Below are 16,033 nucleotides of genomic sequence, written 5' to 3' on the forward strand. Positions count from 1 at the left end.
AAAAAGGAATGCTTAATTAGGAAGAAAGAAAAGGTAAAGAATTTCTAAAGAATTATAAAGGATTATTAAATTTTGGATTTTAATGGGAAATAAAAGATCCAATTTCTTATATGGTAAGAAATTAGATCTGGAATTAAGCTTTATTAACATTTATGTGGTTGTAATTTTACAGTGAAAGTTGTTTTTTTATCATCACTATATACTTCAATTGATCCTTTATGCAATTCGACAATACTTTTTGCAATTGCTAATCCGAGCCCAGATCCACCGGTGTTTGTAGATCGAGATTTTTCAACGCGATAAAAACGTTCAAAAATATGAGGTAAATCTGTACTAGGAATTGGTTGGCCGTAATTTGTTATATCTATAGTAATCATATTATTACTTTCATAGGCAGCAAGGTCGATATATCCACCGTCGTTTCCATAAGCGATAGCGTTTATAATAAGATTTTCAAACACACGCACTAATTTGTCTCCATCAGCTAATACCATGAGTTTTTGAGATGGAAAAGAAGGTCGACATTCTATATTAGCTTCTTGAACTTGTATACGGAATTGAACAGTTAATTGTCCAAGTAACTCTACAATATCAATGGGAACAGAATATAAGCTTAACTCTTTATTCTGAACACGTGTATATTCAAACAAGTCATTCATTAATGCATTAAGACGTGTTACTTTATCGTAAATGACTTGTATGTAATAGCGTAATTCCACTTCATCTCTATAATTATCATGGTGGATTAAATTTACGTATCCAACTATAGAAGTAAGAGGGGTACGTAAATCATGCGATACATTTGTAATTAATTCACTTTTAGCTTGTTCCGCCTGTCTCTCTTCATCAATTGAGACTTTCAATTGTTCAACAATTTGATTAACCCCGGTCGCTAACTCTTCCAGATAATTATGATTTACGATAGAAACTTTATGATTGAAGTTTCCATCGGCAATATAACGAATCTCTTCTATCATTTTTTTAATACAAGTTTCATAGTAAAGCTTTTTTTCATGACGATAAAAAATATATAGGTAGGATGAGAAAATAGAAAATAAAAACAAATAAGATACAATCATCATCCATAGAGATTCCCTTATTCCTTTATATTTTTCATATCCAAAAATTCTAATGAATTCTTTGCCGAGTTCACTTAACGTAAGTGAACTTTCAATTACACTTGTAACAAGGCGATATATAATTAATTCAGTAATAGGAGTAAGTGTGATGGCTAACATAAACCAAAAAATCAACTTCCATTTTGGGATATCTTTTAATATATCAAATGCTTCATTTCTCAATTTTATAGCCTACTCCCCAAACAGTATGAATAAACTTCTCTCCATTCATTCCTGTTTCAAGTTTATCTCGTAAATTACTAATGTGGACCATTACAGTTTTATTTGAGCCATAACCATCTTCATTCCAAACGCGTTCAAAAATTTCTTCGGAACTAAATACTCTTCCGGTATTACTCGCAAGTAAATATAAAATATCAAATTCAATGGATGTAAGTTTAATATACTCTCCATTGACTTTAACTGTATGATTATGTTTATGTATTTCAGCAGAACGAATACGGATAATACCATCTTCATTTTTGGAGGAAGTGGCATTTTGGAAAGATGATCTTCGTAACAAAGCTTTCACTCTTGCTACTAATTCTAATGGGTTGAATGGTTTAATCATATAATCATCTGCACCTGTCATAAGACCTAATATTTTATCCATATCTTCCGCTTTTGCACTAAGCATAAGAATAGGTACAGTATTATTTTCGCGCACTTCTTGACAAACTTCTAACCCGTTTCGTTTTGGCATCATTATATCCAGAACCATAAGGTCAACTTCATATGTAGAAATCATTTGTAATGCCTCATCGCCATCATACGCTTTATAAATGTTATAGCCTTCATTGCGTAAGTAAACAGCAAGTAATTCAACAATTTCTTTATCATCATCAATAATTAATATATTTTTATTCATTATGTAGTTCCTTTCCTGACAAATCATTAACATTACTATAATATCAAACATTTATGTATTTTGTAGCAATGATTCCACATAAAATTTCATGTAACATATAAAAAAGGGATTAAAACATTCATAACGAATACAAAGAAGAAAGATATTCGAATAACGTATTATACTGAAAGTGAAGGATAAGGGGGGGCTTGCTATGGTATATAAAGAGATTTATTCATTTACTCCAACTGGAAAAATTGAAAATGATATAAAAGCTTTTCTATTAAAATACAATAAAGAACTTACATATAAACATTCAATTCGGGTGGCAAATGAAGCTCGAAAAATTGCGATTAAGTATCATGAAAACGAGGAAAAGGCAGCGATTGCAGCATATTTACATGATATTAGTGCAATCTTTCTGAATGAAGAGCGGGGTGCAGTTGCTGAACAATTTAGAATAGAGATATTACAAGAAGAACGAGAATTCCCGATGATTATTCATCAAAAACAGTCGAGAATAATTGCAAAAGAGATATTTAAAGTGGACGATGAAGAAATTTTAAATGCAATTAATTGTCATACTACACTACGTAAACATGCAACGAAGATGGATTTAGTGTTATTTGTTGCTGATAAAATAGAATGGGATCATAATGGGACACCACCTTATTTAGTAGAAGTAAAAAAAGGATTAGAAAAATCTTTAGAACATGCTGCATTTGTATATATTTCATATTTGTGGGTTAAACAAGACACGTTGAAAGTTTTACATCCGTGGCTAGAAGATGCATATTGGCAGTTAAAAGAAATAGTAGAGTAGAAAGAACCGACGATGTAAATATGGAATACTTCACTCAACTTTATACATATAATAAATACTTGTTTGAAGATATATTTTCAAAATAAGATGAAGTGTTTTTAGTAACAAATGTTTATCGATTTAAAAAGGAAAATGTGAAAAATTCGCAGAAAATAAATGTATAAAATAGTTTTAATAAGCTGATATATATTGTACATATCAATTTTCGTTAAAATGTTTTGCTAGCGATATAAAGTACAAACAGCTTATTCAAGCTGCAAATCATGAAGATTTTCCAGGTCTCTATCCTCGTTTTGGACGCAAAAAAGAAATTTCTTATCCAGATGTATTCCTTATAAATGTATCGAAAGATATTATCATGTTTGTTTACGATGATAGAGGATGTGAAGTAATTGCGAAGAATAAAGAAACAATACGAAATTTATATGAGAAATATAAAGAGTGGATTCCAGATTATGAACGAGAAAGTATAGATAAATTATTTACATGATAACAATAGGGGAAGTGAAGCATGTAATGAAACGTATTGCAATCGTAGCCGCATGGGAACCAGAACTTACGTATTTGCATCAATGTTATCCAAGTGAACGTATTGAAAAACGAGCAGCTTGGGAATTTCATTTTCATTATATTAATAATCTGGAGATTATCTCCGTAATAACTGGAGTTGGCAAAGTAAGCTGTGCTAGTTGTGTGCAATTATTAATTAGTGAGTTTCAGCCAGATGAGTTGTTTATGACAGGAATATGTGGAAGTCTATCAAATAAGGTGAAAAATGGACATATTGTAGTAGCCCTTAATGCAATACAACACGACGTTACTGCTGCGGGTTCGGGGGAAGATGTTTTTAATTTATATAATGGTAGGACAGCACCTATTGAAACGACAAAGTCACTTGTAAGAAGAATAAAAAAGGTACGATCTTATGATCCGATGCATTATGGTACATTTTTATCTGGAGATCAACGTATCCGTAGTTCAGAAATGAGATATTTACTCCATACTGTATATGGAGCATTAGCGGTTGATCAAGAAGTGGCAGCTTTTGCTTATGTGTGTCAAATCAATAACAAACCTTTTCTCAGTTTAAAAGCTGCATCAGATCAAGCGAATGATAAAACGAAAGAGGAACAAAAAATCTTTAAAATGTTAGCGTGTGAACGAGCGTGCGAGCATTTAATTGCTTTTTTACGAGTGTATGAGATTAATGTAGTAAATAATAGATAGTAAGAAGGGATTAATATTGGAAACTACAAATAAAATAGCTATTCTGGGTGCAAACGGAAAAGCCGGGAAATTCCTTGTAAACGAAGCGTTAGAAAAGGGATATCAAGTAAAAATATTAACAAGAACTTCTAATAATATCAAAATAAAAAATGAAAATTTAGAGATTATTAATGGAGATGCACGTGATTTTTCTTCAATACGGGAATTACTTAAAGGTTGTCGAGCTGTAATTAATGCGGTAGGTCAACCAAAAAATGAATCTTATATTTTTAGCACAGTAACGAAGCATATTTTAGAAGCAATGAAAGAATTTGAAATAAAAAGATATATACTAATTTCTGGAGGTTCTTTAGATGTTACAGGAGATCAAAAGGGAATTGTAAATAAAATAGGAGCCACCTTGTTTAAAGTATTTTTATCAAAGATGATGCAAGATAAATATAAAGAATTGCAAACTATTCAAGATAGTGATGTAGATTGGACAATTGTTAGATTACCATTTGTTATGGAAGGGAAGGGCATTGGAAATATAAAGGAGAGTTTAGTAGATATGCCAGGAATCAAAATCCAAAATAGTGATATTGCACCGTTTGTTATAAAACAAATTAATAGTGAGAGATATGTAGGGAAGTACCCGTTTATATCAAATTAATGGGTAAAATTAAAAGAATGATTTGTAGATTAGAACTAGTACATTTTATTTATTCGAGTGTTAAGATTAACGCTAGTAAGTGGGGGATAATTTTATATGATTCAATACAAAAGAGGTAGTGAAGTAAGTATAGATTTAGTATATGAAGCATTTAAAGATGGCTTTTCTGATTATATTATTAAAATGGAAGTTTCAAAAGAAGATTTTATAAAAAGATTTTTTGGAGCTGAAGGGAATTCACTAAAACATTCCTTTCTTGCTGTAGACGGTAACAAATCTGTTGGTGTAATACTTGGCGGGATAAAGGATTACGAAAACATAAAAACAATGCGCTGTGGAACATTAGCGGTTCATCCTAATTACCGCGGTATTGGTGTGAGTCAAAAGTTATTTGAACTGCATAAAGAAGAGGCGCTTCAAAATGAGTGTAAGCAACTTTTTCTTGAAGTCATTGTAGGCAATGACCGAGCGATTCATTTTTATACGAAATTAGGCTATGAAAAAGTGTATGATCTATCTTATTATAATTTAAAAGATATGACTAAAATAATAAATAAAGAGTGTAAGGGAATTGAAGTAAAGCAATTAGATTTTCCATCTTTTAAACTTGAAATTCAGAAATGGTTACACTTCCATATAAATTGGCAAAATGATATGGAGTATATCGAAAAAACAAATAATACATTTTACGGCGCATATGTTGATAATGATTTAAAAGGTTCAATATGTATGAATGAACAAGGTAAAATCAGTTTTCTTTTCATAGACAAAGACTATAGAAATCGTAATATTGGATCAAAATTATTACAAGTAGCAAGAGATGAGTTGAATGTAACAAGTTTATCAATTGGGTTTCCAAACAACAATTTACTAGAAGGATTTTTTAAGAAAACTGGATTTGAAAAGAATTCTTTAGCGCAATATGAAATGTATGTATTGCTATAAAAAGCGGAAGGAATTATTCTTTCGCTTTTTATTTTTGTACTATATTGATATTTTACTTTGTATAATATTCTTTTTTTATGTAGAATAGATAGGATGGGAGGGGATGAAATGAATAATGGATTGAAGTTTAAGATTTTTGAATTACATTGTTTCGTTCAAAAAACTTATTCAGATATTAAAATAGCATGTGATATTGCTATTTATCAAGAAAACACTTCTAAATATTTAATTTCATTAGGATTTTTAAATAAATCATATATGACATATATAGAATCAAAAAGGTTTTATCGTGAAAATGAAGAACTTGTAAGTGTAGAATTTGATAATTTCTTTGATACATATGATAAATTAGAAGAGGAATTAAAAAAAGTTATTTCAACTGAAGACAAGAATCCGTCATTGCTACATAGCAGATTTGATCAGTTTCAGCAAAAAGTTGAAAATATAAATGACCTAATAAAAGTAATGCAAAATGCTCGTTAAAGAATGCTTTTTTCTTTTTATATAGAAATTATGCATTAAAAATATATTAGGGATATTACATATTGAAAGGATGACTTTTGTTGTTTACAGAAGTCATCTTTTTATAATACAGTTTTGCGTAATGTGTTGTACTTTTTATTTTTCTATTTTTGATAGGAATACATTTCAGCAGTTTCATATTTTAGAAAATTATACGAGGGAAATAACATGAAAAATAAAAAAGAAATAGCTATAGTTGCTTTAACAACAGGATTAGCTTTAACAAATATAACACCATATAGAGTAGCTTATGCAGAGGAAGCGGGTCAAATGCAAGTTGAAATTCAAGAGGATTCGTTCCGTACAGGTGAACTTACACAACCATCACAAAAGACGCCTGAGAATGTAGTGAAAGATGCACTTAAGGAAAAGACGGAGCATGCTTTGTCTCCAAAACAAGTGAGTGGAGACGAAGGGGTAGATTACAAGGTTCTTCAAAAACGTGGGGCTTATGATGGGACTACACTTGTTCGTATGCAACAAATATATGAAGGAAAAGAAGTGTATGGACACCAATTGACTGCTCATGTAGATAAAAAGGGTATTATTAAAAGTGTTTCAGGAGAAAGTGCACAAAATTTAACACAAGAAGATTTAAAGAATCCCATTAACTTGTCAAAAGAAGAGGCAAAACAATATATTTATATGAAGTACGGGAATGATATTAAATTTATTTCTGAGCCAGAAGTTAAGGAAGTTATTTTTGTAAATGAAAATAATGGGCAGGCTAGCAATGCATATCAAGTTAGATTTACAGCTGCAACACCAAACTATGTATCTGGAACGTATTTAGTAAATGCTCATAATGGTGATATGTTGAAAAATATGGTGCAAGAGTCAGGTTTAAAAGTAAGTGAAGAGCATGTTAAATCTATTGAGGCGAGTAAAAAAAGTAATGTCAAATCATTAGTCGGAACAGGTAAAGATGATTTAGGTATAATTCGCACATTCGGTATTTCTGAACAAAGTAATGGGAAATATGCACTTGCTGATTACACAAGGGGGCAAGGAATTGAGACTTACGATGTAAATTATAGTGATATTATTTCTGAAGAAAAAAATTATCCTGGTATATTAGCAACTAGCACATCAACAACATTTAATGATCCAAAAGCGGTAAGTGCTCATTTCTTAGCAACAAACGTATATGATTTTTATAAAGAAAAATATAAGCGTAATAGTTTTGATAATAATGGGAAAAAAGTAGTTTCGGTTGTACATGCATGGGATTCTAGAGAAACAGATGATCCTAAAAATTGGGGAAATGCATTTAGTGCTAATATTAACAATGTTAGTATGCTTATATATGGTGATCCAATGGTTAGAGCGTTTGACATAGCAGGTCATGAATTTACACATGCGGTTACATCTAGTGAATCTAATCTTGAATTTTTTGGAGAATCTGGCGCAATTAACGAGGCGTTATCTGATATTATGGGAACGGCTATTGAGAAATATATAAATAATGGGGAATTTAATTGGACAATAGGAGAACAAAGTGGATCAGTTCTCCGTAATATGGAAAATCCATCTGCAGTCAAATTTATTAATGGATTACCGTATCCAGATGATTATAGCAAATACAGTGAATTAAACGGAGAAGATAATGAGGGCGTTCATTTCAACTCAAGTATTATTAATAAAGTCGCGTATTTAATTGCACAAGGTGGCACTCATAACGGTGTAACTGTAAATGGTATTGGTGAAGATAAAATGTTTGATATTTTCTATTATGCAAATACAGATGAATTGAACATGACTTCTAATTTCTCTGAATTAAGAATAGCGTGTCTTAAAGTTGCGACAAACAAATATGGAGCGAACTCAATTGAGGTTGAAGCGGTCCAAAAAGCTTTTGATACAGCAAAAATTAAAGGAACAGTGAAAGAAAACGAAAAAACTGCAGAAAACCAAGTCCCTGAATTAACTGTACCGCTTACAATTACACTGCGTGTTGGTGATATGTTTGACCCGATGAGTAATGTAAAAGCTGTTGATAAAGAAGATGGTGATTTAACAAATAAAGTAAAACATAAGGGCGATGTAGATACTTCTAAACCAGGTACATACATTGTGGACTACTCGGTCGTTGATTCTCAAGGAGGGAATGCAACGGCTACACAGAAGGTAATTGTAGAGGGAAATGGAGAAATATTAGATTTAAACCCTACATTAACAGTGCCTACTGCAGCGACAATTCATGTAGGAGATTCATTCGATCCTATGGCAAAAGTATTAGCTATTGATAAAGAAGACGGCGATCTTACTTCTAAAGTAAAAGTTAATAGTGAAGTAAATACCTCTAAATCTGGTACTTACGTAGTAACGTACACAGTGACAGATTCTAAAGGTCATGAAGTAACTGCGGAACAAACTGTAACGGTCAAAGTTAGAGATGAAGTTAAAAATGAAATACCAATCCTTAAAGTACCTTCTACAACTACAATTACTGAGGGAGATCAATTTGATCCAATGGTAGGAGTATTAGCTACTGATAAAGAGGATGGTGACGTTACTTCTAACGTAACGTATGAAGGAACTGTAGATATCTCTAAAGCTGGTACTTTTGAAATCATATATAGTGTCAAAGATTCCGTAGGTAATGAGGTTCATACAATGCAAAAAGTATTGGTGAAAGATAAAAACATTAGCAAAGCTAATGGCCTTACTAATAACAATAATATCCCGAACAACAGTAATTCCGATAAAAAAGAATCTATATATAAAGAACTTCCAAACACGGGTGCTAGTACAACTAACAGTGCAACAATGGGCATATGGATGATTATTGTCGGTACAGTACTCACTTTGGTTCGCAAATTTAGAAAGATATAAAAATAATAGTAGGAATTATTTCTCACACAATAATTATTAGATGAATTTTTTACTTAATAAGATTTTAGTATTTAAGTAGTGTATTTTGCTTCTATAAAACTTTGTGCTGGGACGTTATTTTGCCTACAGATCTACATTACATATAAAGCACGTTACTATTCTCATTCAAATAAAAGAATAGTAACGTGTTTTCTTGATTTAAAAATAGCCTGAATTTAAAAGGTCATGGATGTGGAAGTAATTCTAATCTGCCATTGATAAGTTACTAAAAACACTTTGTTTTAATGAAAGTTTAACTCTATATGACAACATGAGATTTTCGGTATTTACCAGGTGTTTCGTTAGTGAATTTTTTAAAAATTTTAGTGAAATAACTTTGATCACTAAAGTTGAGCGAAGCACATATGTCTGATAATGGATAGGTTGTGAAAGTTAATAATTTTTTTGCTTCTTCGATTCGTTCACGTTGAATGTACTCAATTAATGAAATACCGACTTCTTTTTTGAATAATATAGATAAATAATCTGAATTTACGTTTGCAAATTTAGCAAGTTGTTTAACAGATATTTGATTGTAAATATTTTCAAAAATATAGTTTTTGCAAATAGCGATAGTCTTTGAGTATTTCTGTACTTTTTGTGCTTTTACACGGTCTGCAAAAGTACAGAAAACATTTCTTAATAAATCCCAAACAGATTCTGTGTCTTTTAAATCCTCTGTCTTTTGAATGTGTAGATCGTAAATCTTGTAAGCAATCCCGGAAGGAAGTCCTCCTTTTATAGCATATCTAGTAGCAAGTGTGATGGATGAAATACAAATGTTTTTATGACGTCTTAATTGATGAAATGAAGATAAGGATGAAAGAGTCTCTTGTTGGAATTCGTAATAATATTTGAGTGCGCTTTCTTTATCCCCGTTTTCTATAGCTCCAAGTAGTTGGTTCTCTATATACAAATTATGACAGATAGATTCGCTTTTTGGCATTGAAATATATAGATCCTCGTTTAAGATACTGCTATGACTTAACTGGAATGAGTCACTGTTATTTGAAAAGGTACTTACATCTGAATTTTTTTTATAGAGAATGTTATAGAACAATATTGCTATATTTACAAAGAAATTTTGATCTTTGACTGACAATGAAAAATAATGGTCTCTTGTTCTTTTATAATTCGAAATAAAATTAAGGTTACTATCCGTTTTACTTGTAGAAAAATTCACATGTGTCAAGGGCCCAATAATAACAGTACCGTTCACTATATAATCGCTCTTTATGTGAATTAAAATGAAGTGCCCTAAATATTGGTGAGTTCTGAAGATAGGCGAATTAAATGAATCATTTTTTTGAAAAAGCACATGTAACTGTTCTATTTTTGATTTATAGAACGAATGTGAATCATCTTTTGATGTAAATTCTAAAAGAATATTTTTGTTACAATCTAAAAAACAAACTGGAATTTCAAAAGATTGGAAAAAAATATTACAAATGTACTCTATCTCCACTAGAATGAGCTTTTTAGTCATATTATTCCTCCTTACAGTTGTGCGTAATAGTTGAATGTTTACATATTCCTTTTTTTCATAAGTAGGAACGGAAAACTTTATCTATAAAAATTATAAACTTCTAAGAATAATACCATAATTTAACATGGTTAGCACATATTATTTGAATATACAGGTAATAGTTTTAAGGAGTAACGTAAAATATGAATTGTCACACTTATTCGTTGGTCATTGCTTATATGTATCAAAAATGATTAAGATTGGATTTAAAATAGGGATAGGAAGGGAGAGATTAATGAATTGAATTTAAGTAATTAATGAAAATTAGCGATAGAAGTAAATGTGTAACGATTTTTAAAGTAGAAATATAAGTGTAATTTAGGGAGAAAACTACATATATCATACGGAGAGACAACGTAATAATAGAAAATAAGAAGAGTGAATAAGTGATTGTAAACAATGGATTGTTGGACGACTATGTTTTAGGTTACTCGTTTAAATCTGGTACTTGTCACACTATTGCTTTTAAGAGGGTAATAGTAATAAAGAGATTTTTAAAATGATAGAAGTAGTAAAGGGGATAAGAGAAATGAAAAAAATATTTAGTGTGCTTTTAGTATTTTTCTTAACATTTTCTACATGGTCTAGTGTATTAGTAAAGGCAGCTTCACCATCCAAAGGTACTTTAACGATTCATAAATATGAACAAGAAAAAGATGGTGCACCGGGGCTAGAAGGTGACGGCTCTGCAAATCAAGAGGTACCAACAAATGCGAAACCGTTAAAAGGTGTAACGTTTGAAGTGAAAAGGGTTGCGTCGTTTGAAAAGATTTCAAACGATGGGAAAATCGTGAAAGAAGATGTGAAGCCTGTAATGGGAGAAACTTCAACTCAAGTAGTAACAGATGATAACGGACAAGCTGTATTAAAAGATCTTCCGCTAGGACGTTATGAAGTGAAAGAAGTGGCAGGACCTCCGCATGTTAACCTAAATCCAAATACGTATACAGTGGATATTCCATTAACGAATAAAGAGGGTAAGGTGCTAAACTATGATGTTCATATGTATCCGAAAAATGAGATTAAACGTGGTGCAGTTGATTTAGTAAAGACTGGTGCAAATGAAAAAGCATTAGCAGGTGCAGTATTCTCTTTATTTAAAAAAGATGGTACAGAAGTGAAAAAAGAGTTAGCAACAGATGGTAATGGGCATATTCGCGTGCAAGGATTAGAGTATGGGGAATACTATTTCCAAGAGACAAAAGCGCCGAAAGGGTATGTACTTGATCCGACTAAACACGAGTTTTTTATAAAGACCTCCGGAACTATTAACGAAGATGGAACAATTACTTCTGGTAAAGTAGTTAAAGTAGAAGTGCAAAACTATGCAGAACCAAATATTGATAAAAAAATTAACGGGAATTTGGAAGCGTTACCAATTAATCCGTTAACTAATTACAATTATGATATCAAAACATTAATTCCAGAAGACATTAAAGAATACAAAAAATATGTAGTAACAGATACTTTAGACAATCGTTTAATGATTCAAGGAAAACCAGTCGTGAAAATTGATGGAGCGGAAGTAAATGCAAGTATTGTAGATGTAGCTGTAGAAGGCCAAAAAGTAACAGCTACAGTAAAAGATTTCACAAAGTTAGATGGTAAAAAAGAATTTCATTTACAAATTAAATCACAAGTAAAAGATGGAGTACTATCTGGTTCGGAAATTTTAAATACAGCTAAAATTGATTCTATAAATAAAAATGATGTAATTGGAGAAAAGGAATCTAAACCTGTAGTTGTTGTTCCGACAACTGGAATTATCGAGTTAACAAAAGTTGATGGTGCTGATAAGAAGAAATTAAAAGGTGCGGAGTTTGTACTTAAAGATAAAAATGGAAAAATAGTTGTTGTGGCAGGTAAAGAAGTCACAGGTGTATCAGATGAAAATGGTGTTATTAAATGGACTAACATTCCGTATGGAGACTATCAAATTTTTGAAACGAAAGCACCAACTTATACAAAAGAAGATGGTACAACAGCTTCATATCAATTATTAAAGGACCCTATTGATGTAAAGATTAGCGAAAATAATCAAACGGTTAAATTATCGATTGAAAATAATAAAAGTGGATGGATTCTTCCTGTAACGGGTGGTATCGGAACGACTCTATTTACTGTACTTGGCCTTGCGTTAATGGCTACAGCGGCATTTGTTTTCTTTAGAAAAAAGTTTGCTAATAATTAAGGTTTTAGGAACATGTAACCAAGTGATGTGAAAAGGAGAGAAGCAAAATGCTTCCCTCTTTTCGATATTTTAGTATATACAGAGGTGGAAATATGAAACGAAATCTTGTTTTAGGAGGTATTTTTTTATTTGGATTAGCTATTTTTTTATATCCTACTATTAGTAATTCGTTGGCGACTCGTGCACATTATTCTGAGATTAGCTCCTACGATAAGAAGATTAAAGCACTACAAAAGAAAGAAGTTGAACGTAGGGAAAAAGAAGCAACCAAATATAATAAACAAGTTCAAACTTCCATGAAAACATTTGCAGATCCATTTTCTGAAGAAAAAAATAATCATCAAGCATATGCCGATGCGTTAAAGTTAGGTGATGTAATGGGGTATATTGAAATATCGAAAATTAGTATAAAACTGCCAATCTATCAAGGGACCTCTGAGGAAGTATTGAGTCGCGGGGTAGGTCATTTAGATTATTCTTCACTTCCGGTAGGTGGAGAAAATACGCACACTATTTTAACAGGGCATCGTGGTTTACCATCAGCAAAATTATTTACAGATTTAGATAAGTTGAGTGAGGGAGATCTTTTTTATATTCATTCTTTAGACAAAATTCTTGCTTATAAAGTAGATCAAATTAAAGTAGTGTTACCACACGAAACGGACGATTTGAAAATTGTGGAAAATAAAGATTATATAACATTAATTACATGTACGCCTTATGGAGTAAATACAAATAGATTACTGGTTCGAGGGGAGCGTGTGGAGTTTAACGAGAAAGAAAAACAAAAAATGCGTAAAGAGATATTTATGTTTAATAAGTGGACAGTAGTAGTCTTAAACCTATTATTATGTGTGTTACTAGTCGCAATTTATAAGAAAAAATTAACTCGATAGAATGAATTTATTTATCCTGTATTAATGGGCAGTTGGACCGGAAATCCAGAGATAAGCAAAGAAGGAATATAGAGGATGAAGTAAATCTTCACTGAAAAAAGTTTCACTTTATTCGACTGTAGAAAAGATACGGTAAAGGTGGGAACAAAGGAATTGAGATTACGATTAAAGTTGGTAAGTATTCATTTTATGGTTTTGTTAATGTTATGTGTAAGTTTTGTCGCATATGCACCAAAAGAAGCATATGGATCCACGACTAACTTAGAAGGTCTAGGGGATATATCGCGTTATAATGCTGTTGTCTTTGGTAACCATATAGCAGTAGGTGGCGACATTGAAGGAGCAATTGCAGTTCAAGGTGATATGGATGCATCTGGTTATACAATTGTAGGTGCAGCAGCGGGAACATCTAATATAGTTGGGGAAAAATGGGATGATGAGGGATATCCATCCTTGTTATTGTCTGGAAAATTTAAAAAATCAAGAGAGGAATCTTTTATCATTCAAAACGGAATAGTCGTAATGACAAAAGAGAGTGATCCAGATCGTATCATACAAACTTCTTATGATCGTATCGTTTATAAAGAAAAGCTAGAAATTGACGCGAAATTTAATGAATTTCACAACATAGTGAACCAAGTCGGTAAAAATGCAGGTAAATATAAAACGAATACCCCAATTCCAAATATGAGTTATGGAATCGGAAAAGATATAAACAATCCTAATATTTATGTTTCATCAGAATTGGTAGGGAAAATCAATTTAGATATAAGAGATGTCTTTTTACCTAATGCTAAAGGAAAAAATTTTATCGTTATGTATTCGGATGCAATAGAGGTTACATTTAAAAATGGTGCTATCTTATATGACACGAACAATATTGGTAGGGCTACAGATATAATTCCTACATCACAACCCTATTCTCCAAATTCACCGTTCACTGAGTTATACGGGAAGGTGATTTGGGTTTTTCCTAATGCAAAAAAGGTCACAACAGAGGGATATGGTGTCGTTGGGAGTGTGTTTGCTCCAAATGCTGTATTAGAAACAAAAGGTGGTTCGATTAATGGACAAGCATTTGTCGGTGCAGTACAACAAACTGGTGGATTTGAATTTCACAATTTCAAATTTAATTGGCAACATTGGAACAAGCCTAGTCCAGGAAAAGTAAAGATAAAAAAAGTAGATAGTAATAATGATAATAAAGAATTGATGGGGGCAAAGTTTCAAATTGAAGATTCAAATAAAAAAGTAGTTGGTGAGTTAGTAACAGATAAAAAAGGGGAAGCGATATCAAAAGAATTACCAATAGGTAACTATACTCTTGTGGAAACAGAAGCGCCTAAAGGTTACGAATTATTAAAAGATAAAATAGCTGTAAAAATAGAAAAAGATGTAGTAGTAGAAATTAAAATAGGGAATAAGAAATTACCAGATCCAATGGGGAAAATGAAATTAGTAAAAGTAGATACGAGCGATAAAAATAAAAAGCTAGCAGGGGCAAAGTTTCAAATTGAAGATTCAAATAAAAAAGTAGTTGGAGAGTTAGTAACAGATGAAAAAGGAGAAGCGATATCAAAGGAATTACCAATAGGTAACTATACCCTAGTGGAAGTAGAAGTACCTAAAGGTTATGAATTATTAAAAGATAAAATAGCTGTAAAAGTAGAAAAAGATGTAGTAGTAGAAATTAAAATAGGGAATAAGAAATTACCAGATCCAATGGGGAAAATGAAGTTAGTAAAAGTAGATACGAGCGATAAAAATAAAAAGCTAGCAGGGGCAAAGTTTCAAATTGAAGATTCAAATAAAAAAGTAGTTGGAGAGTTAGTAACAGATGAAAAAGGAGAAGCGATATCAAAGGAATTACCAATAGGTAACTATACCCTAGTGGAAGTAGAAGCACCTAAAGGTTATGAATTATTAAAAGATAAAATAGCTGTAAAAATAGAAAAAGATACAGTAGTAGAAATTAAAATAGGGAATAAGAAATTACCAGATCCGACTGGGCAATTTGAAATTGAGAAAGTTGATGATAAGGATATTAATTTAAAACTAAAAGGTGCTGTATTTCAAGTTTTAGATAAAGAAGGTAAAGAAGTTACTAGATTAACAACGGATGAAAAAGGAAAAGTGATTTCCAATCAGTTAGTACTTGGAAAGTATACGATTAAAGAAATAAAAGCGCCAAACGGATATATGTTACTTAGAGATCCGATAGAAATAGAAATTACAGAAGCGGTAAGGACACAAAAACTAACAGTGAAAAATGTGAAAAATAATTGGGTAATTCCTAATACTGGTGGCAGCGGAACAACAAGTTTTTACGTGATTGGTTTTGTGCTAATGTTTGGCGTGCTATATTTCTGTAAGAAAAATCGTTACATTAGATAGTTTTTAGGGGATGAGTTCG

At 31.6% G+C, this 16,033-nt stretch carries 12 protein-coding genes and 2 pseudogenes; 11 read left to right on the forward strand and 3 right to left on the reverse strand.

Annotated features, from left to right (window positions below):
* Positions 1-143: 143 nt before the first annotated feature.
* Both K5S59_RS17340 and K5S59_RS17345 read right to left on the reverse strand, forming a co-directional pair.
* Positions 144-1,301 (reverse strand): sensor histidine kinase, encoded by a 1,158-nt coding sequence (locus tag K5S59_RS17340; protein WP_001243290.1) that lies wholly within the window; start codon positions 1,299-1,301, stop codon positions 144-146.
* Positions 1,291-1,986 carry a response regulator transcription factor gene (locus tag K5S59_RS17345; protein ID WP_001038818.1) on the reverse strand — a complete coding sequence of 232 codons (696 nt, stop codon included), beginning with the start codon at positions 1,984-1,986 and terminating at the stop codon, positions 1,291-1,293. Before K5S59_RS17345 ends, K5S59_RS17340 begins: the two co-directional genes overlap by 11 nt.
* 193 nt (positions 1,987-2,179) lie before the next feature.
* On the opposite strand from K5S59_RS17345, the gene yqeK reads away from it, so the two are divergent.
* From yqeK to K5S59_RS17380, 8 genes and pseudogenes are all read left to right on the forward strand, one after another.
* Positions 2,180-2,788, forward strand: coding sequence for a bis(5'-nucleosyl)-tetraphosphatase (symmetrical) YqeK (gene yqeK, locus K5S59_RS17350; RefSeq protein WP_000262556.1), 609 nt, complete (start codon positions 2,180-2,182; stop codon positions 2,786-2,788).
* Positions 2,788-2,949 (forward strand): annotated as a pseudogene (locus tag K5S59_RS30720) (DUF3885 domain-containing protein); the annotation flags it as partial. The gene yqeK and the pseudogene K5S59_RS30720, both read left to right, overlap by 1 nt.
* Before the next feature lie 17 nt (positions 2,950-2,966).
* A pseudogene (locus K5S59_RS30725) lies at positions 2,967-3,278 on the forward strand (DUF3885 domain-containing protein); the annotation flags it as partial.
* Positions 3,278-4,015 carry a phosphorylase family protein gene (locus K5S59_RS17360; protein WP_098872130.1) on the forward strand — a complete coding sequence of 246 codons (738 nt, stop codon included), beginning with the start codon at positions 3,278-3,280 and terminating at the stop codon, positions 4,013-4,015. The pseudogene K5S59_RS30725 and the gene K5S59_RS17360, both read left to right, overlap by 1 nt.
* Positions 4,016-4,031: 16 nt before the next feature.
* Positions 4,032-4,667: an SDR family oxidoreductase gene (locus K5S59_RS17365; protein WP_000450431.1), complete on the forward strand. Its 636-nt coding sequence runs from the start codon at positions 4,032-4,034 to the stop codon at positions 4,665-4,667.
* A gap of 96 nt (positions 4,668-4,763) precedes the next feature.
* On the forward strand, positions 4,764-5,612 hold the full coding sequence (locus K5S59_RS17370; RefSeq protein ID WP_000617093.1) for a GNAT family N-acetyltransferase: 849 nt from the start codon (positions 4,764-4,766) through the stop codon (positions 5,610-5,612).
* A 108-nt stretch (positions 5,613-5,720) separates the two neighbouring features.
* Positions 5,721-6,095 (forward strand): hypothetical protein, encoded by a 375-nt coding sequence (locus tag K5S59_RS17375; RefSeq protein ID WP_097844966.1) that lies wholly within the window; start codon positions 5,721-5,723, stop codon positions 6,093-6,095.
* A gap of 207 nt (positions 6,096-6,302) precedes the next feature.
* Positions 6,303-8,969 carry a M4 family metallopeptidase gene (locus tag K5S59_RS17380; RefSeq protein ID WP_120450189.1) on the forward strand — a complete coding sequence of 889 codons (2,667 nt, stop codon included), beginning with the start codon at positions 6,303-6,305 and terminating at the stop codon, positions 8,967-8,969.
* A gap of 298 nt (positions 8,970-9,267) precedes the next feature.
* On the opposite strand, the gene K5S59_RS17385 is transcribed toward K5S59_RS17380, so the two are convergent.
* Positions 9,268-10,494 (reverse strand): AraC family transcriptional regulator, encoded by a 1,227-nt coding sequence (locus K5S59_RS17385; protein ID WP_120450191.1) that lies wholly within the window; start codon positions 10,492-10,494, stop codon positions 9,268-9,270.
* Between the two features lie 568 nt (positions 10,495-11,062).
* Here K5S59_RS17385 and K5S59_RS17390 point away from each other — a divergent pair.
* The 3 genes from K5S59_RS17390 (at position 11,063) to K5S59_RS17400 (ending at position 16,014) form a co-directional block, all read left to right on the forward strand.
* Entirely contained in the window at positions 11,063-12,724 is a 1,662-nt protein-coding gene (locus K5S59_RS17390; protein WP_162937138.1) for a SpaA isopeptide-forming pilin-related protein, read from the forward strand.
* A 92-nt stretch (positions 12,725-12,816) separates the two neighbouring features.
* The gene (locus K5S59_RS17395; protein WP_167457951.1) at positions 12,817-13,620 is read left to right on the forward strand and encodes a class C sortase; all 804 of its coding nucleotides are present in this window, start codon (positions 12,817-12,819) and stop codon (positions 13,618-13,620) included.
* Between the two features lie 153 nt (positions 13,621-13,773).
* On the forward strand, positions 13,774-16,014 hold the full coding sequence (locus tag K5S59_RS17400) for a SpaA isopeptide-forming pilin-related protein (protein WP_120450197.1): 2,241 nt from the start codon (positions 13,774-13,776) through the stop codon (positions 16,012-16,014).
* Positions 16,015-16,033 lie beyond the last annotated feature (19 nt).

Source organism: Bacillus sp. BML-BC051, assembly GCF_019656175.1.
Taxonomy (GTDB): Bacteria; Bacillota; Bacilli; order Bacillales; family Bacillaceae_G; genus Bacillus_A; species Bacillus_A mobilis.